Raw genomic sequence first — 19,975 nt, forward strand, 5'->3', positions numbered from 1 at the left:
TCAATGAGGCATGGGACAGAATCCTCGCCTGGCTGGAGGTGCACGCCCCCGCGACAGCCCTGTGTGTCAACCCTCCGGCCACCGCTGAGGAGATTGCCGCAGTGGAACACGCGATCGGAGGAGAGCTTCCCTCTGATCTGGCGGCCTGGTGGCGCCGAACCAACGGCATGCGCAGCCGCCCGGACAGTGGCAAGCTCCTGCCGCCTTCCTATCTGCCCTACACCATCGAAGAGTCGCTGGGCAGCCACCGACTGTGGCAGGAGATCGCTGCCGAAACCGGCGATCCGCGCTTCACCGAGGAGGACCTGCGCAAGCCCGCCGGTTCAGCGGCTTTGCAGTTCTCGCCCGCCTTCCTCCCCATCGCCAGAAATGGCAGCGGTGATGACCTGTTCGTCGATCTCCGGTCCGGACCACGGCGTGGATGCGTCACTGAATACAACCATGAGCAGGGCGCCCTTTCCGGACCGTGCTGGCCGAACGTCGCCGCCATGCTTGCGGATGTGGCGAACGGTTTCGAGCACCGCACCATGACCATGCAGGACCACATCGCCACGGCACGTGTCCACGGCTTCAAGGCCACCGGATACCTGCCCTACGTGACGGAAGATCTTGCCCTTCACTGGGAACCCGTCGACAACGGGTAGCTCGCTCAACCGCGGCCGCCGGCCACCATGTACGTCAGAGCCGCGCCGATCAGCACCGTCCTCGTGGCCCGTGCGTGGTCCGGATACTGGCCTAGCCAGGTGCATGCCGGACGGTCCTCAACGGCGACGCCTGCCTGATGCGACTCCGGCCGCCGCCGCCACCGGAGCCTGCACCGATCCGCGCTACGCGCATTGCCGCAGGAGTTCAGCCCCTGTCAGAGGTCACGGTCCGGCCGTCGTCGAGAGATGCGGCTGTGACGCTTGGCAGTTCCTGTGCGCTGAGGAGAGTGGGTTCAGGTTCACTGCCCCGCTGTTGTGTCACTGCGCGGGACGGTGTGGCCGCTGGCGTATGTCGTTTCAGGGACGTGGTGCGAGTGCTGGTCGCCGGACGATACCGGCTGGACGGGCCCGTCGGCCGAGGCGGCATGGGCGAGGTCTGGCGCGCCACCGACGAGTTGCTGGGCCGGACCGTGGCTGTCAAGCTGCTCGCCGCCGAGGCGGACGAGGCCGCGGTGCGGCGTTTCCGCCGCGAGGCCGAGATCGCCGCTCGCCTCAGCCATCCCCACGTGGTCGCTCTGTACGACGCCGGCGCCCATGAGGGACGGCTCTTCCTGGTGATGGAGTTCGTCGACGGCGGCAGCCTGGCCGGGGAACTGGCCGCCCATGGCGTACTGTCCCCCGAGCGGGTCGCCCACCTCGCGGCGCAGATCGCCGAGGGCCTGTCCGCCGCGCACCGGCAGGGCGTCATCCACCGCGACATCAAGCCCGCCAACCTGCTGCTGTCCTCGGACGGCACCGTGAAGATCGCCGACTTCGGGGTGGCCCGGACCGCTCACGAGACGGCGGTGGCGCTGACCGCCACCGGACAGCTCCTGGGCACCAGCACCTACCTGGCTCCCGAACGTGCCGTGGGGCGCCCGGCCGGGCCCGCCTCGGATGTGTACTCCCTGGGCTGTGTCCTGTACGAACTGCTCACCGGCCGACCGCCGTTCGGCGGGGACACCGCCGCGGCCGTCGTCCACCAGCACGTCGAGGCCGTACCCGTCCGGCCCGGGCAGCTGAGGCCCGGGCTGCCGGGCAGTGTCGAGGACTACCTGCTGCGGCTGCTGGCGAAGAACCCGGGCCACCGGCCCACCGCCGAACGCGTCGCCGACTGGTTCACCGCCTGGCAGGACAGCCGGCCGCCCGTACCGTCGCCCGCGCCACCGGACACCCCGGCACCCACCGCCCGGCTCACCGCCTCCCCGCTACCGCGGACGCCCCGGGGACGACGACCCGCCAGACGGCGCACCGCCGTCCTCCTCGGCCTGGGAGCGGTCGCTCTGTTCGCCTCCTCGGTCCTGATCGGCACGACGCTGACCAACGAGGCCCGGGGACCGTCCGAGCGCACCACCCCCTCCCCGCCCCCCTCCCCTACCCTGTCGCCCTCCCCACCGGCGACCACATCGGCCACAGCCCCCTCTACTCCCGAGGAGACCGAAACCGCCCCCACGGCCCCTCCCCCTCCCCTACCTTCCGCGACCCCGACCGCGCACGACACCACGGCCGTGGCCACCCCCACGACACAGCCGACCATCACCGCGGCAACCACGCCCTCGCCGCCCTCGACGCCGACGAAGAAGAAGCCTGGCAAGCACAAGCCGCAACGGTGACCCCCACCGCGTGAGGGGACGATTCCGTTCTCGTAGCGTCCGACAGGCAGTGCCTGTCTGCGAGACAGGTGCGGGCCGGCATCATCCGCCCGGTTCGGGGAACGCGGGTGATGGGCCGAAGTACCTCAGCATCGTCCCCGGCGTTCCTCCCGCATCAGCGGGAGGAACGCGCCTTGGGTACAAGGTCGACAAGTTCCTGGCGGGGATCGTCGGCGCTGCAGCGGTCGCCGCGCCCCCGTCTCCTTCGGCCTCTTCGTAGGCTTCGTGTCTCGTTGTCGGCAAGCACCGAGCGGATGGTTCCGTCCTGACCGTGTGCGGCGCGGGCGTCGTCCAGGGCTTTCCCACAGGCGCTTTCACCCTATGGCATGAATGGATTCGGCTGCGTCATCTCGGTCCGGCTCGGTTACGTTTGAAAAGCAAGTCGCTCTCTTGTTGCGCCAGGCGTCGGAGTCATCATGCTGAGCCGTGCCAACAACGTATCCATCAGATTCGAGCCGATCAGACCCGAGAAATTCGCTCTTGGCTCCAAGACCCTGGCGTGGCTGCTCCGAATCAGCAAGGAAGCCCCGCCCTCCATGGGCCGGGCGTGGCTCCGGATCGGGCGCGAGGAGTATCCCGGCGGCGTCGTCAGTGAAGAGACGTATCTCAAACAAGAGCAGCTGCAACGACATGAACCGATCCTCATGATCTTCACAGGCGACCATTGGTACTGGTGATTCGAAGACAGGTTCTATTGGACGAATGACGACATGGACGGCGACGATGTCCATGCCTTGCTGCTCACTAGGCACCAGCGGGAACGTCAGCGCATTGACCGGGCGCGAGCCATGGTTGCCATGGGTGAAGAGCCTCGCATCCGCGAGCGCGGGCACATACCGGACGACGTCAAACAACTCGTGTGGATACGCGATCAAGGTCGTTGCCGAGTGTGTGGCGCTACTTCGGAATTGCAGTTCGACTACATTATTCCAGTGGCCATGGGCGGTTCCAGCGAGGTCGAAAATCTTCAATTGTTGTGCGGGTCATGTAACCGCCGCAAGGGAGCCGGCCTGACGTTGCCTTAACCAGAAGGCTACCGGCGATTCAGCGCACCGCATTACCGGCCGACAACGCTTCGTACGCCGGTATCACGCCGACCGAAACCGCCACGTAGGATCTCTCGCCGACTCCTACCCTCGCTCAGAACACGGCCCGTGCCGCCCCGGCAAGAAGGTCGCCGAGAAGAAGGCCGAGATACCCACCAGACGGTAATCGCCTCCACAGCGACCGCGCGGTCCGCCCTGTGCCGTCATGTGCTGACGAAATGCGACGCGCCGGCAGCGGGGCGTCTGAGTTGCTGTGACACTTCTGTGAGAACTGCCGCTGATGATCGTGGGGGGCATGGGCAACAAGCCTGTCGTGCCCCGCGGTGCGGGTTCGTCAAGGCTCGCCATGCACTCGGCACGAAGGGGGCCCCGCAGCGTGCAGGCTTACGACGGGGAATTGGGCGCTGCCGTCGCGCGGGCCCAGGAGGGCGACGAGGCCGCCTTCGCGGTCGCGTACCGGCTCGTGCAGCCCGGACTGCTCGGCTATCTCCGTGGGCTGGTCGGGGACGACGCCGAGGACGTGGCGGCCCACGCCTGGCAGGAGATCGCCCGCGACCTCGGGCGGTTCAAGGGCGATGGGCCGGGCTTCCGCGGCTGGACGGCGGCCATCGCCCGGCACCAGGCGCTGGACCACCTGCGCCGACAGAAGGTACGGCCCCGGCCGACGCCGCTCGAACAGGACGCACGGGACCTGCCCCTCCCGCGCCCCACCCACGGCCAGGCTCTGGAGCCCCCCTCCACCGAGTACGCCCTTCAGCTGGTCCGCGGGCTCCCGCGCGATCAGGCCGAGGCCGTGCTGCTGCGCGTCGTCGTCGGCCTCGACGGCCCCGCCGCCGCGCGCGTCCTCGGCAAGCGGCCCCGGACGGCGCGCACAGCCGCGCACCGCGGGCTGAAACGCCTCGCGCGCCAGCTCGGCGGCCGAGGTGTGACGCACGAGGCTCACTGGACGCTGGGGGAATCGACATGAACGGCACGGCGGCCGACCGCCGTACAGGACATGAATGCGGACATGGTGAACGGGCTGGATGCGGGCATGGGTGACCGGCACAGCGACGGCGGTACCCCCGGCCGTCGGCACGTGCACCCCGGCGTTGCCGTGTCCGGCATGGAGGGCGCCGCACTGGAGGCGCTGCTCGCCGCGCTGCCCGAGGCTGGTGCCGACAGCGAGGGTGAGCAGCGGGCCGTGGCCGCGTTCCGGGCCGCCCGGGACGCCGGGGCCCACCAGGCGCGGACCCGGCGCCGGGACGACTGGCGGCCCCGGGAGCAGCGGCAGGCGTGGCGCTCAGTGCGAGCCTCCGTATCACTGTCCCTCGCCAGCATCGCGCTGAGCGGCGTCGCGGTGGCGGCGATGAGCGTCGTCCAGTCGTCGGACGACGACCACGGGGACCGGCGGCCGGCGCGGCCGTCGGTCGACGCCTCAGACTGGGCCGGCCCGGGGGCGTCTCCGGCCGCCTCCCGCACGCCCAGCATCTCCGCCGCGCCGACCCAACCGGCCCCCGCCCAGGACACCGGGGCCCACTGCCGCGCCTACGAGAAGGTCCAGGGCCGGGGCAAGGAGCTGGACGCGACGGTCTGGCAGCAGCTCGTCGAGGCCGCAGGCGGCGAGAGGAACGTCGCCGCGTACTGCGCCGAGCAGTTGGCGCAGACGGCAGGAGACACGCAGGGCAAGGCCCAGAAACCCGAGAAAGCCGAGTCCGAGAAGACCGCCACGCCGACTGCCTCCATGCGGCCCCCTAGCGTTCCTTGCGCGGCCGTCACATGTGACACACCGGAGCCGCAGTGCGCTGTAGGAAGCGACCCGATCATGAGGGTCGAGGAGCCCGCCCTCTGTGGAGGGGGCAGCGGGCTCCCAAGTGCAGGGGCAGTCTCGTTCCCCCCGTGACGGGTCTGCCCCTGCTCACATCCACGGTGCTGGGCCGGTTCGAGTCGCCCAGGCAGCGAGGGCCGTGTTGTCGAACAGCCGGATTCCGTGCTGCGTACCGTAGTTGATGGCCGGTCGGGTAAACACCGAGGTGGTGACGACCGCGGCGATCTGCGCGCCATGGATGCTGAAGCAAGTGCCCCCGAACCGCTGGAGGTCCGGGCTGCCGACCTTGGTCGTGGGCCCGTACCGTTCGCACTGGATCACGATGCGCCGGCCGTCGGGCGCGGTGGCGACGACGTCGGCGCCAAGGTCTCCCGCCCCGCCGACGACCCGGGCGTCCATACAGCCGTCGCGCTCGCAGAGAAAGGCGATGGCTTGCTCGAACTCGCGCGGATTCATCGCGTGATACCGGGCGATCTCGGTGGACTGGATCTCCTGGAGCCGTCGTCGTTCGGCTGCCCGGCGGATGCGGTACCTGGAGTGCACGACAAGGCCACCGGCGAACAGGAACAGGGGCAGTAGGGCCGCCGCTCCGAGTCCGTCGGCCGCCATTATCGCGGTCATGCTCACTGCGCCGAGGGCGCCGATGGCGTAGGCGCAGCCGATGAGGCAGGAATCCTCCGACTGCAGGTCTCTTCGGGATGCGGGCGCGCTCAAGATCTCCCCTGGGCTTGCTGATGCCAGGGGGATCATGCAGGGGTGTGAACGCTGCGGGTAGACCGTGTGTCCGATCCGTGACGTAGCGAAGTCAACGCGCCTGCCTGTGACGGCAAAACACATAGGTCACCCCGGGCGCCCAACTCTGTACGGGTCAGCCCCGGTCACGCTGCCTGGCTCCGATCGACATCCTGGCAGGGCTCCCAGCTCTGTAGGTCGAGTTCCTCGGCGGAATGGGCGGTGAGCTGTGCCATCACCGACAGTTGGGTGTGGGGTAGCTGGTGGCGCGGCTTCCCGGCAGCCGCCTCAATGATCTGGGTGTCCACCGGGGCCAGGATCTGACCGCCGTACCAATCTTCGAGGGATACGAAGGTTGTGGTGTCCCCGGCGCGTATCACCGTGGCCCGGGTCTGTACGTGCCGCTTCAGACTCATATAGCCCCCTTTGTGCGCATGGCGTTGCGTGGGGGGGTGAAGGGATCATGCACCCGAGTCGGTCACATTGCCAGGGGTGGGCGTGTGAGACCTGGGCGCGGGGCTCAGTCGGGCACGGGCTGTTCGGGGATCTCCGGGTCTGGGCGGGGCGGTTGTGGCGGCGGGAACATGATGTCTTCCAGTGCAGCCAGCGCGAGCAGCATGAGGAACAGCATCACCGGGACGAGCAGAGCCATGACGATCACGACGCCTCCCCGCAGAGCAGCCACAGCTGCTGCTCGGTGGCAACCGGGTCATGCTCAGCGTGCGGCCGAATGGGGGTACGCCGCACGCCGGTGCCCGCAAGCGCGTACGCCAGTTGGGTGACGGCTTGTCGTGCGGATGCGCGACCGAGCAGCGGAGGCGATCCTGGCGGTGCAGCACCCCTTCCGGCCCGGGCGCCCAACCGTGGCATGGCGCCCGGGCGTTCATCGGGGGCGGGTGTCAGCAGGACTCTTCGAACTTCACGGCGTTAAGCGTCACCGGCTGGCCTTCGAGCTTGGTGCCGGCAGCGGGTTCCTGGGAGCAGACCTTCCAGTTGGACTCGATGACGATGACGCGGCCTTCGCCGGAGGCGTCGTTGACGACGATGCTGGCGTTGGAAGGGAGGGCCTCGCGAGCGACCTTGACGGACTTGCCCTTGAAGTCGGGCATCGTCGCTCCGGCCGTCTCGGTCTCGGTGCCCTGGTCGGTGGCGGGGCAGGTCTCTTCGAGTTTGACGGTGGCGAAGTCGACCTTGGTGTTAGCGGGGTGCTGACCGGGATCTGGAGTCTGGAAGCAGACTTTCCAGTTGCGGTCGTCGAACTGCTCTCTTCCGCGACCGAGGGCATCGTGTGAGGTCAGGTTGTAGACGCCTGCGTCTTGGGCCTGGTCCTGCGCGGACTGCAGCCCTTTGCCGATCATGTCCGGCAGAGATGCGGACTCAGGCGTTGGCACGGGCTTGTCGGCGGGGACGCTGGTCGTCGTGTCCGGAGTTCCCGTCGGCTCGTCGTCAGTGGTGGTGCCGTTGCCGCCACAGGCGCTGAGGCTGGCCAGCGCGGCGACGCAGGCCGCGGCGAGTGTGATGCGTACGCGAGTGTGCATGATCCCCCCAGGGTTCGTGCGTTGGCGAGGGGCCAGCCGGCGTGATCTGCGGGATTCGCGAGGCGTACGTGTCGCCTATATGGCAATTATTCAGTTTTCACCGTAGCCCGCTGGCCGGTCGCTGCGTGCTCACCGGGTACTCATCGGCCGCATCCTCGTCGCGGCGCTCTTCCGCGCCTCGGCCGTCAACCACCTCACCTGGACACGGATTATGGGCCGGGTTTGCCGCCGCCAGGGGCCTGCCCGTCGCCAGCAACCTGAGGGGCTGACCTGCACGGGCCCGCTGTTCGGCATCGCGGCCCTGACAGCGGTTCGTGGCTCCACTTGTCCTCCGGGGCCGTTAGAGACTGGAGAAGCCAGCATCGGCTGAGGCAGTCGTCAGGGTGTGCTGTTCCAGTCGTACGGTCCGCCGCCGCGCCACTCGATCAGTTCGGGGTCGTCGACGGCGGTGTCCTCGGCGGGCAGGCCCGCCTGGTGCAGGAAGTCGAGCACGTCGAACAGGTTGTACGCGGTCCCATGCGCTCGCCGTTGATCGTCACCCGTCGCCCGCCGTCCGACGCGGGTGGCAGCACCACCACGGGAGGACGCCTGTCCACGGCACCACCATGCACCTTGCAGCGGTCGGCATACAGCTCACTGCCGCATGGATCCACCCTGCGTCCACGACCGTGTCGCCGAGCGGTGTTTCGCAGCGCCGACCAGGCCGGGGGCGGAACGGCGAAGCAGGCCCGTTCGGGGAGGCCAGACTCCGGTCAGTGCTTGCCCTTGCCTCCGTGCTTATCGGCCTTCTTGGGACTCGGCTTGGGGTCGGTCGTCTTCTCCGTCTTCTGATCGGCGCGTTGCGCCGGGGATGAGGAGAGTGACGGCGAGGGTGAGGAGGAGGTGCCGTACGGCGTCGAGGGGGTGACGTGGCGGGCGCGGAGGGGGACATGGTGGGGCTCGTGCTCGTGGATGGCTCGGTCTGCGGACTCTGCGCCGAGCCGGTGCCGGACGAGAACCACGCCATGCCGACGAGCAGCGCCACGGTGAACAGGGCGGCGCCGCCCAGCACGGCCATCAGCCGGGAACGGCCAGGGAATGGCAGGCGCGAGCGGCGGGGCACTGACCGGTGCACGCTCGTCTTCCACTCTGTGTCCGCCACCGGGACGAAGGCGCCCCCTGCGGGGGTGGTGGGAGCAGTGGCCGCCGGGGCGGCCGCCGTACCGGTGACGGGCGGCCCGCCCGGGCGGCTGTGCTCCTGGTGTTCACTCGGCAGTGGCTCCGCCGCCCGCGCCAGGCTCCGCGCCCGAACCAGTCGGCCACCTCCTCGGCCGTGGGCCGGTCCTCGGGCTCCTTGGCCAGCAGGCCGAGCAGATAGCTCTCGAAGGCGGGCGGGAGATCGGCGCCGAGCTGCCGGGGCGGGACCGGAGCGGCGTCGAGGTGCTGATGAAGCACCGCGAGCGCGGCATCGGCCTGGAACGGCGGACGGCCGGTGAGAAGTTGATAGAGCACGCAGCCCAGGGAGTACACGTCGGAGGCCGGACCGGCGGTGCGGCCCAGGGCGCGTTCGGGCGCGAGGTAGAGGCTGGTGCCGACGATCTGCCCGGCGGCGGTCAGCGCGGCGCCGGGGTCGTCGAGGAAGCGGGCGATGCCGAAGTCACCGATCTTCAGGGCGCCGTCGGCGTCCAGCAGCAGGTTGGCGGGCTTGATGTCGCGATGGATGATGCCCGGCCGATGCGCGGCGCCGAGCCCCGCGGCGGCCTCGGCGGCGATACGGGCCACCCGCTCGGCGGGCAGCGGACCGGAGGCGGCGAGCACCCGGGCGAGGCTGTCGCCGTCGACCAGTTCCATCACCAGGAACAGGCGGCCCTCGTACTCGCCGAAGTCGAGGACGCCGACCACATGCGGGTGGCTGAGGCGGCCGGCGGTCTGCGCCTCCAGCCGGAAGCGGGAGGCGGCGGTGGGGTCGGAGCCCTGGGGTAGCAGAAGCTTCACGGCCACCGGTCGGCCGAGCGTCTCGTCGAAGCCCCGCCACACCTCCCCCATCGCGCCCCGCCCGATGGCGTCCCGCAGCCGGTACCGGCCCGCTATCAGCACCTGTGTCTCATCCTCATGCCCAAAAACGTCTCGATCGCCGCAGGCCAGAACTCACCGCGAGGACGCGGATAAAAGGTGGGGGTGCCGCAGGCGCCCCAGCGTACCGGCCCCGCAACGGGAGCTGTCCGGGGCGGGGGTGGGCCCGTTGCTTGCCTGGCCGCCGTGGGGAGGTCCCACCGGAGTTCCAGGAGGCGTGCATGATTCGCGGCTAAGCCGTGACGGCCTCGAATTTCGCTCTTCACAAGGGTGCTGGACGCGTAACCATCTCCCACTGCCAGTGACACCTCAGGCGCGCAGTGCGCTGGGAATAGTGACCCGATCATGAGGGTCCAGGCGCCCGGTCTCATGGGGAGGTACGCGGACCCCGACCGCAGGAACGGCTGGTTCCCCCCGTGCCGGCTCGCTCCCGCGCATCCGGCAGCCCGGGTGTCCCACGTGGCAGTGGCGCCCGGGCTGCCGTTGCCGACGGCGTGGCTGGGCTGTCGCCCTCCCGGCGAGCCCGATGTCAGCGCCCCCTTCTCATCGGGGAGGCTACTCCTGCCGGTAGCCGGGATGCCGCGCATACGGCTGCGCGAGCACGGCCAGGGTGTGGCTCAGCGCAGCAGCCCGCCCCTTCCATCGGGCGGCATCGACAAGCCCGGCCGGCACAGCCAGGTCGAGAGACGGAGCTCGGCGCGGTCAGCCGAAGCACAGCAGGGCAAGCAGACCTCTGGCGGCGAAGTCGTGGTCGACGCGGTGATCGCCTTGCGCCGTTCCCGAGTCCTGGCCACCGGTGCCGCCGGTGGCAGTGGGCGCGATCAGGAAACCCGCGGCACTGACTCGAGACGGACGGGATCGCCTTCGAATAGCCCGTCGTCGAGGGCGCACTTCGTGTCGTGCCGGGCGACCACAGGCAGGATGCCCAACAGCTGTTGCCCAGCCCACCATCGTCCCTTCCGAGCAGCACGGTGAGGAGGGGGTGTGTTGTCCGGTGGTCCGCGGGACCATGGAAGCCGAAGCGCCTGCAGATACAGACAGGCCCGCTCCAGCCAGGCCGACGGTTCGTCCACGTAGCGCCGGCCGGCGGAAGGAGTGCCTGCGATGAGCGAAGCCGAACGGCCTCCTCCTGGCATCGGCCGGGCGGACGCCCGCCCGCCGGAGGGTGAGGCATCGCAGCCGAGCGGGCTGATGGATCTCCTCGGTGTGGCGGCGGTGCTGCTGGACGCCGAGGGACGAGTGGTCCTGTGGAGTCCGCAGGCGGAGGAGCTGTACGGCTACACCGCCCAGGAGGCGCTCGGGCAGTACGCCGCGCGGCTGCTGGTCCACGAAGAGCACTGGGACTGGGTGGTCAAGAAGTTCGCCGAGGTCATGGAGACCGGCCAGAGCTGGGCAGGCACGTTCCCCATCCGGTGCAAGGACGGCAGCACGCGGCTGGTGGAACTGCGCAACATGCGGCTGCTGGACGACCGTGGCGACTTCTACGCCCTCGGGCTGGGCACCGACTCCCCCAAACTGCGCGAGCTGGAGCGCGACGTCGCCCTGTCCACCCGGCTCATTGCCCAGTCCCCCGTCGGGATCGCGATCCTCGACACCGACCTCAAGTACGTGGCCGTCAACCCCGCCCTGGAGCGCATGCACGGCATCCCGGCGACCGAGCACCTCGGCCGCCACTACCGCGACATCATGAAGGACTCGAAGTTCGAGGTGGCCGAAGCCGCGATGCGGCAGGTCCTTGCCACCGGAATCCCCTTGGTCGACCAGGCCACCATCGTCGGCCACACCCCGGCCGACCCGGGGCACAAGCGCGCCTGGTCGATCTCGATGTACCGCCTGGAGGACCCTCAGGGGCGCGTTCTCGGGGTGGCCGACATCGTGGTGGAAGTCACCGAGCGCTACCAGGCGGCGGTGGAGGCCACCGACACGCGGCGGCGCCTGGCCCTGATCGCCGAAGGTTCCGCGCGTATCGGCACCACCCTGGAGGTCGATCAGACCGCCCGGGAGCTGGCCGAGGTCACCGTTCCCGACTTCGCCGACCTGGTCGCCGTCGACGTCCTCGACTCCGTCCTGGACGAACACCGTCCCGCCACCCGAGAGGGTCCCGCGGTCTTCCGGGCGCTGGCGGTGAAGGCCGCCTACCCCACCGACGCAGTTCACGCCGCCGACCCGCCCGGCCGCATCGCCACCTATGACGCCGACCGCCTGGCCACCGAGTGCGTGCGCACCGGCCGTCCCATCCTGATCCGCCACGCCGACGGCAACGACCTGTCGCGCATCGCCCGCGACGACCGCGCCGCCACCCTGCTGGCCCGCGCCGGAGTGCACTCCTACATGGCCGTCCCACTCACCGCCCGCGGCACCGTCCTCGGCTTCCTGGGCCTCGCCCGCGCCCGTGACCCGCGGCCCTTCGACGAGGACGACCTCGCCATCGCCGCCGAACTGGCCTTCCGCGCCGCAGTGTGCATCGACAACGCCCGCACGCACCAGAGCGTGCGTACCGCCGCCGAGACCCTGCAGCGCAGCCTGCTCCCCGAGCACCCGCCCGACCTTCCCGGCTTGCAGGTGGCCTCCCGCTACCTGCCCGCCCAGGCCGCCTACGAGATCGGCGGCGACTGGTACGACGTCCTCCCCCTCGGCGGCGACAAGACAGCTCTCGTCGTGGGCGATGTCATGGGCAGCGGCATCGAAGCGGCGGCCACCATGGGCCGCCTGCGCACCGCCACCACCGCCTTCGCTCGCCTCGACCTCGACCCCGCCCAGATCCTCGAACACCTCGACGCGATCACCTCCGGGCTGGAGCAGTACATCGCCACCTGCCTGTACGCCGCCTACGACCCCCACCGCGCCGAGTGCCACATCGCCAACGCCGGCCACCTACCACCCGCCCTCGTCCCCAGCGGCCAACACCCCCGACTGCTCGAGCTGCCCACCGGCACGCCCCTCGGCGTCGGCGGCATCCCCTTCGAAACCACCACCCTCGGCTTCGGCCCCGGCGACCAGCTGGTCCTGTACACCGACGGGCTCGTCGAAACCCGCCACCACCCCATCGACGAACGCCTCCACACCCTCCTGAACCTCCTCGACACACCCGACGCCCCCTTGGAAGAACTCTGCGACCGGCTCCTTCACAACCTCCGGCACCCTGACAACCACGACGACGTCGCCCTGCTGGTCGCCCGCGCACGCCCCTTGGGGGGCTCAGCGGACCGTCCCCACCGTCGCCACTAGCCAGGCTCAGCCTCGAGGCCACTGGAGCCAGGGTGTCCACGCCGCGGCCGTCGTCCTTACGGCAGGCGCGCTGCGGCCGAAGCTGTGCGCCGCAGCTTGGTCGTCGGGCAGCAGACTTGACGGACGGCTGCGCCTCGACGGAAACAGCGTCCAGCCCTTTGTGGGGCCCGAGCGGTGGGGGCCATTCCTTGATCATCGGTATGTGTGGTCCCCTGCGGATAAATCCGCTGCTCCTACCCGAGCATCCTCCAATGCCGGACGGCCGGCGCGGCGCGGGCCTCGCCGCCGACCCCGGCGCCAGAGTGGTCCCGTGTGACACATCGGTACCACGATGCGCTGTTGAAAGTGATCCCATCACGAGGGTCATGGAGCCCGCCCTCTGTGGAGGGGCAGGGGGCTCCGACGTGCAGGGGCAGGCTCGTTCCCCCCGTGACGGGTCTGCGCCTGCACACGAGAGGGAGGTCGCCGACGTGCCGTCCGCTGTGTCAGCCGCGTCCGAACCAATCCCGGCGGGCCGGCACAGCACCAGAGCCAGATCGTCACAAGCGACTGTCCGACGTGGTGGACCGCGCTCGTACAGCCGTTGGTGCAGCCCAGACTCGCCCCTGCCCAACGTGGACCGGCGACCCGGTGTGTTCGGGGTGTTCGGCCGGAACTCCTTGACGTGCTCGGCGGGGCTTGGAGGTTCCCGTTTGATCGACCATACGATCCCGGCCTGACAGCCCTCCCGAAAGGAATGAGCAGGTGAGCGAGCGGATCAAGGCCAGGGTCCTGCTTCTGATCGGCGACGACGCGGAGCTGACGACCGAGCACCGCGGGGCCGAAAATCCGGAGCGCGTGCCCGTAGGCCGACTCGTCGCGGAGACGGGCATCCCGCGCGCACGGCTGGCCGGCGCCGACCTGGTGGCGGTCATCGATGACGCCGGTGAGCTGGAGCGGTTCGAGCGCGCGGACGGAACCGACGGCCTCCGCTGAGCCAGAAGCACGCCCAGAGAACGCATGTCCGGTCCCGGCCCAACGCCGTTCGGACTGGCGGAATCCGCAAGCCCGAAGCGCGGTCCATGCCGCCCGCTGCTGAGCGGCTGTTGCCCGTACCGAACCTGAGGACGGCGTCTCCGCTGGTCACAGCAGCACCGGCGAGGGGGACGGCCGTCGCCCGCATATCGAGGGTCCCGGCGAACGACGCGCCTCTCCGTCGCTGCACGTCTCAGTGCCCGTCCAGGCGTGCTGTTCGGGGACGTTGGTGACGGGCGACACGCCTTGAGTGGTCCTTGCCCCGATCAGGAGCGGATGCGCCGCGACCTTATGGGCCGGGCCTGGGGAGCAACCGGTTGACCGTGATTGTCTCGCGGCGAGCAGCAGCGACAGGGCGAGAGAGGACGTGGACGTCAGTCCTTTTGGGCCGCTCCCGGCAGTCCTCATGGACCGTCCCCACCCAGCAACTCACGTAGGGCCCGCTCCTCCTCGGGGCTCAGGCCGGTGACAAAATGCTGGAGGGTGACGATCGGATCGGGGCCCTGGTCGAGGGCCTCGTGCATGGCCTCGGCGGTGAGTTCGGCGGCATTCTTGGCGGGCCGGTAGGCGCCGCGCCGGCCGTCGGCGGCGCGCAGGACCAGTCCCTTGTCGTGCAGGCGCTTGAGGATGGTGTGCACGGTGTTGTAGGCGAGATCGGCGCCGATCTCCGCCTGGATCTCGGCGGGGGTGAGCGCCCGGTCGGTGGCCCACAGGGAGGCGGGCTGCCGCTCACCGCCTCGGCGAGCGCGCTCGCGGTCAAGGCGACCGCCGGGGCGGTGGTACGGGGCGCCTTGATCGCCGTGCTGGCCTGGCCTGTCCCGGCGTACTCATCCTCCCCCATGTCTCCGCCGCGGCGTGGGCGGTGGCTGTCACGGCAGTCGTGGTCGCCGTCGTGCTGCTGTCCCGTCCGCTGCGGCGCGCGGTCCGGACGGTGCTGGCGGATGTGCGTGCCGTGCACGAAGTCCCGGCGGGCAGCCGCGTTGTGGGGCGGCTCGCTGGCCTTCGCCTCCCTGCACGCGGCCGTGGTGATGGCGACGACACAGGCCCTGGACCTGCCGCTGCCGCCGGCCCGGGTGGCGCTGGCGTACCTGGCCGCGAGCAGCGCGGCCGTCCTGTTGCCGACCCCCGGCGGACTGGGCTCCCTGGACGCGGCACTGGCCTTCGCCCTCACCCTGGCCGGCGCGCCCGGAGGCGCGGCGGCCTCGGTGGTGCTGGGTTACCGGCTGCTGACCGTGTGGCTGCCGCTGGTTCCGGGGCTGGTGACGCTGGGAGTGCTGGTGCGCCGCGCGGTGCTGTGATGCGCCACGGCCCTGTCAGTCGTGTTCGAGGCGGTATCCGTGTCCGCGCAGCGTGGTGATCCGCGGCAGCCGTGAAGGGCTGGAGGACGCGTCGGCCGCGTCGGTGAGGCGGCGGCGGAGCCCGACCATGGTGACGTCGAGGGTCTTGGTGGAGCCGAACCAGTTCTCGTCCCAGACCTCGGCCATGAGCGTCTCGCGGGACACGGCCGCGCCCGTGTGCCGGGCGAGGACGGCCAGCAGCTCGAACTCCTTGGGGCGGAGCGGGATTTCCCTGTCGTGGAGCAGGCAGCGGCGGGCCGTGACGTCGACGACGAGGTCGCCGCACCGGATCGGTTCCTGGGGAGGAGCCGCGGTGGCCCGGCGGCGCAGGTGGGCGCGGAGCCGGGCCAGGAGCACGGTGAGGGTGAAGGGTTTGACGAGGTAGTCGTCGGCTCCGGCGTCCAGTCCGGCGATGACGTCGATGTCGTCGGTGCGGGCCGTGAGGATGATGATCAGCAGGTCGGGGTGGCGGGCCCGCAGGGTGCGGGCCACGTCGAGGCCGTCCATGTCGGGCAGACCCAGGTCCAGCAGCAGCACGTCGTACCCGGCGTGCGCGAAGGCGGCGAGGGCGCCGGTGCCGGTGCGGCTCCAGGTGGCTGCGTAGTCGTTGCCGCGCAGTCCGGTTTCCAGGTGGCGGCCGATGGTGTCGTCGTCCTCGACGACGAGGACGCGGAACCGGTTGCGGTCCGGTGTGGCGGGCGTGCGCATGGTGGGCAGCGTAGAGGCTGGTGGGGCGGTCACAGGTCGCGGAGTTCCTCGACGGCGGGCCGGGCGGCGCGGCGTATTCCGTTCAGTGCCGCGGCCAGCACGGCGGCTACGGCGGTGGAGGCGGTGAGCGTCAGATAGGTGTTGGGGACGGCCAGGGCGGCCGGAGGTGGGTCGAACACGCCGGTCAGGACCTTGACCAGCATCTCCGACAGCACCCAGCCGATGAGGGCGCCGCCGGCCAGCCCGCCCGCGGTCAGCAGGATCGCCTCCGTGAGGACCATGCCGCGCAACTGGCGTCGTGTGGCGCCGAGGACGGTGGCGATGGCGAAGGTTCGGCGGCGTTCGGCGAGACCGAGGCCGAGCACGAGTCCACCCGCTCCGGCGGCCAGGAGCACCGCGAAGGCGAGCTCGATGCGGGTCAGCCCGGCCAGGTCGACGGAGGTCAGGCTGGTGCCGACGGTCCCGCGGGTCTGGGTGAGGTCGGTGACGGTGGCGCCGGTGCCGATGCGGTGGCGCAGCGTTGCGGCGACGTCCTTCTGGTGGCTGCCGCCGGTGTCGACGAGGAACGCGCCGACCGCGTCGCTTCCGGTCGCCTTCGCGATGTAGGAGGCGTTGGCGACGAAGAAGCTGTCCTTCGGCGCGGTCGGGAACTCCTTGACGATTCCGGCGTAGTGGAAAGGCACCGTGCGCAGGGCCTTGGTGCGGCTGTCCTGGATGCGGAGCTTGACGGTGTCGCCGGGGGAGAGCTGGAAGTCGCTGACGGTCTCCGCGCTGACGAGCAGCGCGTCGGGTCGCTGTGCGAGCCGGTGCAGCAGGTCGCGGGCGGTGCCTCCGGCGAAGTACGCGTCCTGCAGGGAGGTGGCGGAGGCGATCGTGTCCGGGCGCACGCCATAGAGGTCCTGGAGGTCGGATCCGACGTAGGCGAAGCGGTGCTGGAGCGGCTCGACATGGCGGACACCGGAGACCTTGAGCGAGGCCGCGGCGGCGGGCGGTGTGCCGGCCCCGGGGGGCTCGGTGACGGTGACGTCGGCGCCGTTGGTCAGGCGGGCGTCGACCTCGGCCTGCTGCTGATACGTGGAGTTGAAGGTCGCGGTGGACACGGCGAACGACACCGCGAGGGCGAGCAGCACCACCGAACGGGCCAGGGCACGCCGACGGCGGGCGAGGACGGCGGCCGTCGTGCCCGCCATGTTCGACGCGAGCGGACGGGACAGCCGGGCCAGCACGCGGCGGCCGTGGGTGAGGGCGAGCAGCGTCAGACGCCACAGCAACAGGGCGGCGCCGGCCCACAGCAGGGCGGGGCCGAGGAAGGCCCAGTACGACACGGAGATGCTCGGCACGCCTTCGGGGGCCAGGACGAGGGCGTACTGGTTTCCGGACGAGGCGCGGAACACCAGCCAGGAGCCGATCAGCAGCAGGAAGTCCAGGCCGCAGCGCATCCACCAGGCACCGCGCGGCGCCCGTGCGTCCGTTCTGCGGGTGTCGGCGACCGTGACCCGGCGCAGGTCGCGCAGCGCGGGGACGAGGACGGCGCCCGCGGCCACGGCGACTCCGAGGGCGAAGGCCAGGGCGTACCAGGCGATCCACGCGCCCGCGGCCGTTCCGAACGAGGCCGACCCGAAGGCGATACGTCCCGTCAGCGCCGCGATGCCGAGGCCGGCCAGGGAGCCGGCGACACCCACCAGCATGGCTTCCAGGCCCGCCAGGAAGGCGATCCGGCGGGGCCGCAGCCCGCGCAGCCGCAGCAACCCCTGCTCCTGGCGGCGGCGTTCACCACCCGCGGAGGCCACCGCGGCGGTCAGCGCGGCGGCCAGCAACGCGCCCGGCACACCGAGGAAGAGGAACAGAATCTGCGCGTACAGCGCGTCCTGGCGGGCGGAGTCGAGCACCGCGCCCAGGTTGTTCCCGACGAGCGCGCCGCCCGAGGCGCGCACCTCCAGGTTGTGGGACGCGCGGGTCACCGCGGTGAACGCGGCGGCGGGGTCGGCGGGCAGACGTGCCTCGCGTGCGGTGTGGATCTGGGTGGTGACGGCGGCGCCGGACGCGTGCCCGGCCAGGGAGGCGAACGTGTCGGCGGGGAGCAGCACCACGTTGTCGGGTGGGGCGGACGGCTGGGACTGGCTGGGGGCACCGACCTTCTGGAACAGCGAGTCGGCTTGCGGCAGTTCGACGACGCCGTCCACGCGGACCAGGCGTACGGCGGACCCGGGGAGCCGGATGCCGATGGTGTCGCCGGGTGAGGCGTGCAGGTTGGAGGCGGTCTGCTGGGCCAGCAGCACCCCGTCGGGGCGGCCGGTCAGCGGGCGGATCTCGCCGGGGAACAGGCGCCGGTAACCGTCGGGGAGGCCGAGGACCATCCCGGGGCCGGTTGTCTGACTGCTGCCCTTCGAGGTAGCCGTGAACGCACTGCTGTGAGCGAAGCCGACGGGGACGGCCGCCCGGGTGCCGGGGGCCTTCCGTACGAGGGACAGCACCGCTGACGGATCGGCGCGGGGCTGGACCTCCACCTGCCAGTCCACGGCGACCGAGCGGATGGCGCGCTGTGTCATGGTCGCCTTCGACGCGGTGAGGAACGAACCGAGCGCGGCGATGAGGGCGACGGCCAGGGCGATCCCGGCCATGGCCGCGCACAGCCGTCCGATGCGGTGGCGGGCGAGGCCACCCGCCCATGAGGCGTTCATGACGTCTCCTCCGTCTCTTGTGTCGCTGTCTCTTGTGTCGCCGCGGCTGCTGCGGTGTTCTCGGCTCCTTCTGCTCCTTCTGTTCCTTCCGCTCCTTCTGCGGTGAGCAGCCGGCCGTCGCGCATGGTCAGCCGCGTGGCGAGGCGCCCGGCGACCGCCGGGTCGTGCGTGGTGACGACGAGGGCCGCGCGCGTGCGGTCGGCCGCCGTCAGCAGGGCGTCCAGTACGCGGCCGCCGGTGGTGTGGTCGAGCCGGCCGGTGGGTTCGTCGGCAAGGATCAGGCGGGGGGCCTGGGCCAGGACGCGGGCGGCGGCGACGCGCTGCGCCTGACCGCCCGAGATCTCCTCCGGCAGCCGCTCGGCCAGGTGGGCGGCGTCCACCAGGGCGAGGGCAGCGGTGGCGGCGTCGCGCGCGTCGGCCTCGGGCACGCCGGCGAGGACCAGCGGCAGGGCGGTGTTCTCGACGACGTCGAGGGCGGGGATCAGGCTGTCGCTCTGGAAGACGAGCCCGGTGTCGCGCGGACCGGCCAGGGCGGGCCAGGCCACGGTGCCGCTCGTGGGCTGTTCCAGCCCGGCCAGCAGGTGCAGCAGCGAGGTCTTGCCCGATCCCGAGGAGCCGACGATCGCCAGCCGGTCCCCGGCCCGCACCCGCAGGGTCGCGCCGTGCACCGCGACGACCGCGTGCTGGCCGCGACCGAAGGTCAGGGCGGCGTCCTGGCAGGCGACCAGCACCTCGTCCGTGGGCGGCGCGGGCCTGGTGCCGTTCCGGACGGCCGCGTCAGTGGCGGTGGCGTCGCCGGCGGTCATGTCATCCCTCGGCATCGCGAACCCTCCCGTCGTCCAGGGCGATCACCCGGTCCGCGACCCGGACGGCCTCGGCGCTGTGCGTGACGATCAGCACGGCGCAGCCCAGGGCGGCGCGCTCGCGCAGCATCCGGAGGATCAGGCGCTCCGTGCCGCCGTCCAACTCGCCGGTCGGTTCGTCGGCCAGCAGGACCTCGGGGGAATTGGCGGCGGCGACGGCCAGACCGGCCCGCGCCAGCTCCCCGCCGGACAGTTCCCGGGGCAGCGCGTGCGCCCGTCCCGTGAGCCCCACTTGGTCCAGCAGGTCCTCGGCGGCCGTGTGCGGGCGGCCGCGTACGGCGCCGTGCGCCAGGCGGATGTTGTCGCGCACGCTGAGGTGGGCGAGCAGGTTGCGGGTCTGGAGCAGGACGCCGATGTGCCTGGCCCGCAGCCGGGCCCGTTCGGTCTCCGGCCGATGGCTGATGCGTACGCCGCCCACGCGCACCTCGCCGCCCGAGGGCTCGTCGAGACCGGCCAGGCAGGACAGCAGAGTGGACTTGCCCGCCCCGGACGGCCCGACGACGGCGACCGTCTCGCCACGCTCGACGCGCAGGGACACCCCGCGCAGCGCGAGCGTCTCCTCCTCGCCCGCCCGGAAGAAGCGGTACAGCTCCCGGGCGGTGAGGGCGTCGTCGTACGACCGCGTGGTCATGGC

Annotated in this window: 19 protein-coding genes; 8 read left to right on the forward strand and 11 right to left on the reverse strand. The window is 71.0% G+C overall.

The window, feature by feature from the left end:
- On the forward strand, positions 1–644 hold a 644-nt coding region (locus SSP24_RS38690), incomplete at its 5' end, for an SMI1/KNR4 family protein (protein WP_141315356.1).
- A 365-nt stretch (positions 645–1,009) separates the two neighbouring features.
- On the forward strand, positions 1,010–2,296 hold the full coding sequence (locus SSP24_RS45025) for a serine/threonine-protein kinase (RefSeq protein ID WP_280527093.1): 1,287 nt from the start codon (positions 1,010–1,012) through the stop codon (positions 2,294–2,296).
- A gap of 353 nt (positions 2,297–2,649) precedes the next feature.
- On the opposite strand, the gene SSP24_RS44605 is transcribed toward SSP24_RS45025, so the two are convergent.
- On the reverse strand, positions 2,650–3,306 hold the full coding sequence (locus SSP24_RS44605; RefSeq protein WP_229865247.1) for a hypothetical protein: 657 nt from the start codon (positions 3,304–3,306) through the stop codon (positions 2,650–2,652).
- Between SSP24_RS44605 and SSP24_RS45435 the strand changes: the two genes are divergently transcribed.
- The 3 genes from SSP24_RS45435 (at position 3,274) to SSP24_RS38720 (ending at position 5,263) form a co-directional block, all read left to right on the forward strand.
- Positions 3,274–3,360 (forward strand): HNH endonuclease, encoded by an 87-nt coding sequence (locus SSP24_RS45435; RefSeq protein WP_373306703.1) that lies wholly within the window; start codon positions 3,274–3,276, stop codon positions 3,358–3,360. The genes SSP24_RS44605 and SSP24_RS45435 overlap by 33 nt on opposite strands.
- A gap of 367 nt (positions 3,361–3,727) precedes the next feature.
- Positions 3,728–4,348: an RNA polymerase sigma factor gene (locus tag SSP24_RS38715; RefSeq protein WP_167529829.1), complete on the forward strand. Its 621-nt coding sequence runs from the start codon at positions 3,728–3,730 to the stop codon at positions 4,346–4,348.
- A gap of 30 nt (positions 4,349–4,378) precedes the next feature.
- Entirely contained in the window at positions 4,379–5,263 is an 885-nt protein-coding gene (locus SSP24_RS38720; protein ID WP_141315362.1) for a hypothetical protein, read from the forward strand.
- 15 nt (positions 5,264–5,278) lie between these two features.
- Here SSP24_RS38720 and SSP24_RS38725 read toward each other — a convergent pair whose 3' ends face one another.
- The 5 genes from SSP24_RS38725 to SSP24_RS38745 all read right to left on the reverse strand — a co-directional run bounded on the left by SSP24_RS38725 (position 5,279) and on the right by SSP24_RS38745 (position 9,534).
- A complete protein-coding gene (locus SSP24_RS38725; protein ID WP_229865243.1) occupies positions 5,279–5,902 on the reverse strand; it encodes a restriction endonuclease in 624 nt (207 codons plus the stop codon).
- 164 nt (positions 5,903–6,066) lie between these two features.
- Positions 6,067–6,336: a hypothetical protein gene (locus SSP24_RS38730; RefSeq protein ID WP_141315364.1), complete on the reverse strand. Its 270-nt coding sequence runs from the start codon at positions 6,334–6,336 to the stop codon at positions 6,067–6,069.
- A gap of 104 nt (positions 6,337–6,440) precedes the next feature.
- Positions 6,441–6,581 carry a hypothetical protein gene (locus SSP24_RS43230; RefSeq protein ID WP_167529826.1) on the reverse strand — a complete coding sequence of 47 codons (141 nt, stop codon included), beginning with the start codon at positions 6,579–6,581 and terminating at the stop codon, positions 6,441–6,443.
- A 238-nt stretch (positions 6,582–6,819) separates the two neighbouring features.
- A complete protein-coding gene (locus SSP24_RS38735; RefSeq protein WP_141315366.1) occupies positions 6,820–7,458 on the reverse strand; it encodes a PASTA domain-containing protein in 639 nt (212 codons plus the stop codon).
- 1,056 nt (positions 7,459–8,514) lie between these two features.
- Positions 8,515–9,534 carry a serine/threonine-protein kinase gene (locus SSP24_RS38745; protein ID WP_229865241.1) on the reverse strand — a complete coding sequence of 340 codons (1,020 nt, stop codon included), beginning with the start codon at positions 9,532–9,534 and terminating at the stop codon, positions 8,515–8,517.
- Between the two features lie 1,080 nt (positions 9,535–10,614).
- Between SSP24_RS38745 and SSP24_RS38750 the strand changes: the two genes are divergently transcribed.
- Both SSP24_RS38750 and SSP24_RS38755 read left to right on the forward strand, forming a co-directional pair.
- On the forward strand, positions 10,615–12,738 hold the full coding sequence (locus SSP24_RS38750) for a SpoIIE family protein phosphatase (RefSeq protein WP_141315368.1): 2,124 nt from the start codon (positions 10,615–10,617) through the stop codon (positions 12,736–12,738).
- Positions 12,739–13,482: 744 nt separating this feature from the next.
- Complete coding sequence (locus SSP24_RS38755; RefSeq protein ID WP_141315370.1) at positions 13,483–13,713, forward strand: hypothetical protein; 231 nt, start codon at positions 13,483–13,485, stop codon at positions 13,711–13,713.
- Positions 13,714–14,156: 443 nt separating this feature from the next.
- Here SSP24_RS38755 and SSP24_RS38760 read toward each other — a convergent pair whose 3' ends face one another.
- Positions 14,157–14,465 (reverse strand): BlaI/MecI/CopY family transcriptional regulator, encoded by a 309-nt coding sequence (locus SSP24_RS38760; protein ID WP_141315372.1) that lies wholly within the window; start codon positions 14,463–14,465, stop codon positions 14,157–14,159.
- Between the two features lie 126 nt (positions 14,466–14,591).
- Between SSP24_RS38760 and SSP24_RS38765 the strand changes: the two genes are divergently transcribed.
- Positions 14,592–15,050 (forward strand): lysylphosphatidylglycerol synthase domain-containing protein, encoded by a 459-nt coding sequence (locus SSP24_RS38765; protein WP_373866247.1) that lies wholly within the window; start codon positions 14,592–14,594, stop codon positions 15,048–15,050.
- Between the two features lie 15 nt (positions 15,051–15,065).
- Here the strand turns inward: SSP24_RS38765 and SSP24_RS38770 are convergent, their stop codons facing one another.
- From SSP24_RS38770 to SSP24_RS38785, 4 genes are read right to left on the reverse strand one after another with little or no spacing between them, the layout of a single operon-like run.
- A complete protein-coding gene (locus tag SSP24_RS38770; protein WP_141315376.1) occupies positions 15,066–15,797 on the reverse strand; it encodes a response regulator transcription factor in 732 nt (243 codons plus the stop codon).
- 29 nt (positions 15,798–15,826) lie between these two features.
- Entirely contained in the window at positions 15,827–18,478 is a 2,652-nt protein-coding gene (locus tag SSP24_RS38775; protein WP_141315378.1) for an FtsX-like permease family protein, read from the reverse strand.
- The gene (locus SSP24_RS38780) at positions 18,475–19,299 is read right to left on the reverse strand and encodes an ABC transporter ATP-binding protein (protein ID WP_229865240.1); all 825 of its coding nucleotides are present in this window, start codon (positions 19,297–19,299) and stop codon (positions 18,475–18,477) included. Before SSP24_RS38780 ends, SSP24_RS38775 begins: the two co-directional genes overlap by 4 nt.
- Positions 19,286–19,972, reverse strand: coding sequence for an ABC transporter ATP-binding protein (locus tag SSP24_RS38785; protein ID WP_167529828.1), 687 nt, complete (start codon positions 19,970–19,972; stop codon positions 19,286–19,288). The genes SSP24_RS38780 and SSP24_RS38785 overlap by 14 nt, the downstream gene beginning before the upstream one ends.
- Positions 19,973–19,975 lie beyond the last annotated feature (3 nt).

It is taken from the genome of Streptomyces spinoverrucosus (assembly GCF_006539505.1).
GTDB classification, from domain to species: Bacteria; Actinomycetota; Actinomycetes; order Streptomycetales; family Streptomycetaceae; genus Streptomyces; species Streptomyces spinoverrucosus.

Excerpts from the sequence above, each read along its gene's own strand:
- SSP24_RS38780 (WP_229865240.1), bottom strand. The coding sequence starts at position 19,299 with ATGCCGAGGGATGACATGACCGCCGGCGACGCCACCGCCACTGACGCG.
- SSP24_RS38785 (WP_167529828.1), bottom strand. The coding sequence starts at position 19,972 with ATGACCACGCGGTCGTACGACGACGCCCTCACCGCCCGGGAGCTGTAC.
- SSP24_RS38770 (WP_141315376.1), bottom strand. The coding sequence starts at position 15,797 with ATGCGCACGCCCGCCACACCGGACCGCAACCGGTTCCGCGTCCTCGTC.
- SSP24_RS45435 (WP_373306703.1), top strand. The coding sequence starts at position 3,274 with ATGGGCGGTTCCAGCGAGGTCGAAAATCTTCAATTGTTGTGCGGGTCA.
- SSP24_RS38765 (WP_373866247.1), top strand. The coding sequence starts at position 14,592 with ATGTCTCCGCCGCGGCGTGGGCGGTGGCTGTCACGGCAGTCGTGGTCG.
- SSP24_RS38775 (WP_141315378.1), bottom strand. The coding sequence starts at position 18,478 with ATGAACGCCTCATGGGCGGGTGGCCTCGCCCGCCACCGCATCGGACGG.
- SSP24_RS38720 (WP_141315362.1), top strand. The coding sequence starts at position 4,379 with ATGAATGCGGACATGGTGAACGGGCTGGATGCGGGCATGGGTGACCGG.
- SSP24_RS38715 (WP_167529829.1), top strand. The coding sequence starts at position 3,728 with ATGCACTCGGCACGAAGGGGGCCCCGCAGCGTGCAGGCTTACGACGGG.
- SSP24_RS38750 (WP_141315368.1), top strand. The coding sequence starts at position 10,615 with ATGAGCGAAGCCGAACGGCCTCCTCCTGGCATCGGCCGGGCGGACGCC.
- SSP24_RS38730 (WP_141315364.1), bottom strand. The coding sequence starts at position 6,336 with ATGAGTCTGAAGCGGCACGTACAGACCCGGGCCACGGTGATACGCGCC.
- SSP24_RS38735 (WP_141315366.1), bottom strand. The coding sequence starts at position 7,458 with ATGCACACTCGCGTACGCATCACACTCGCCGCGGCCTGCGTCGCCGCG.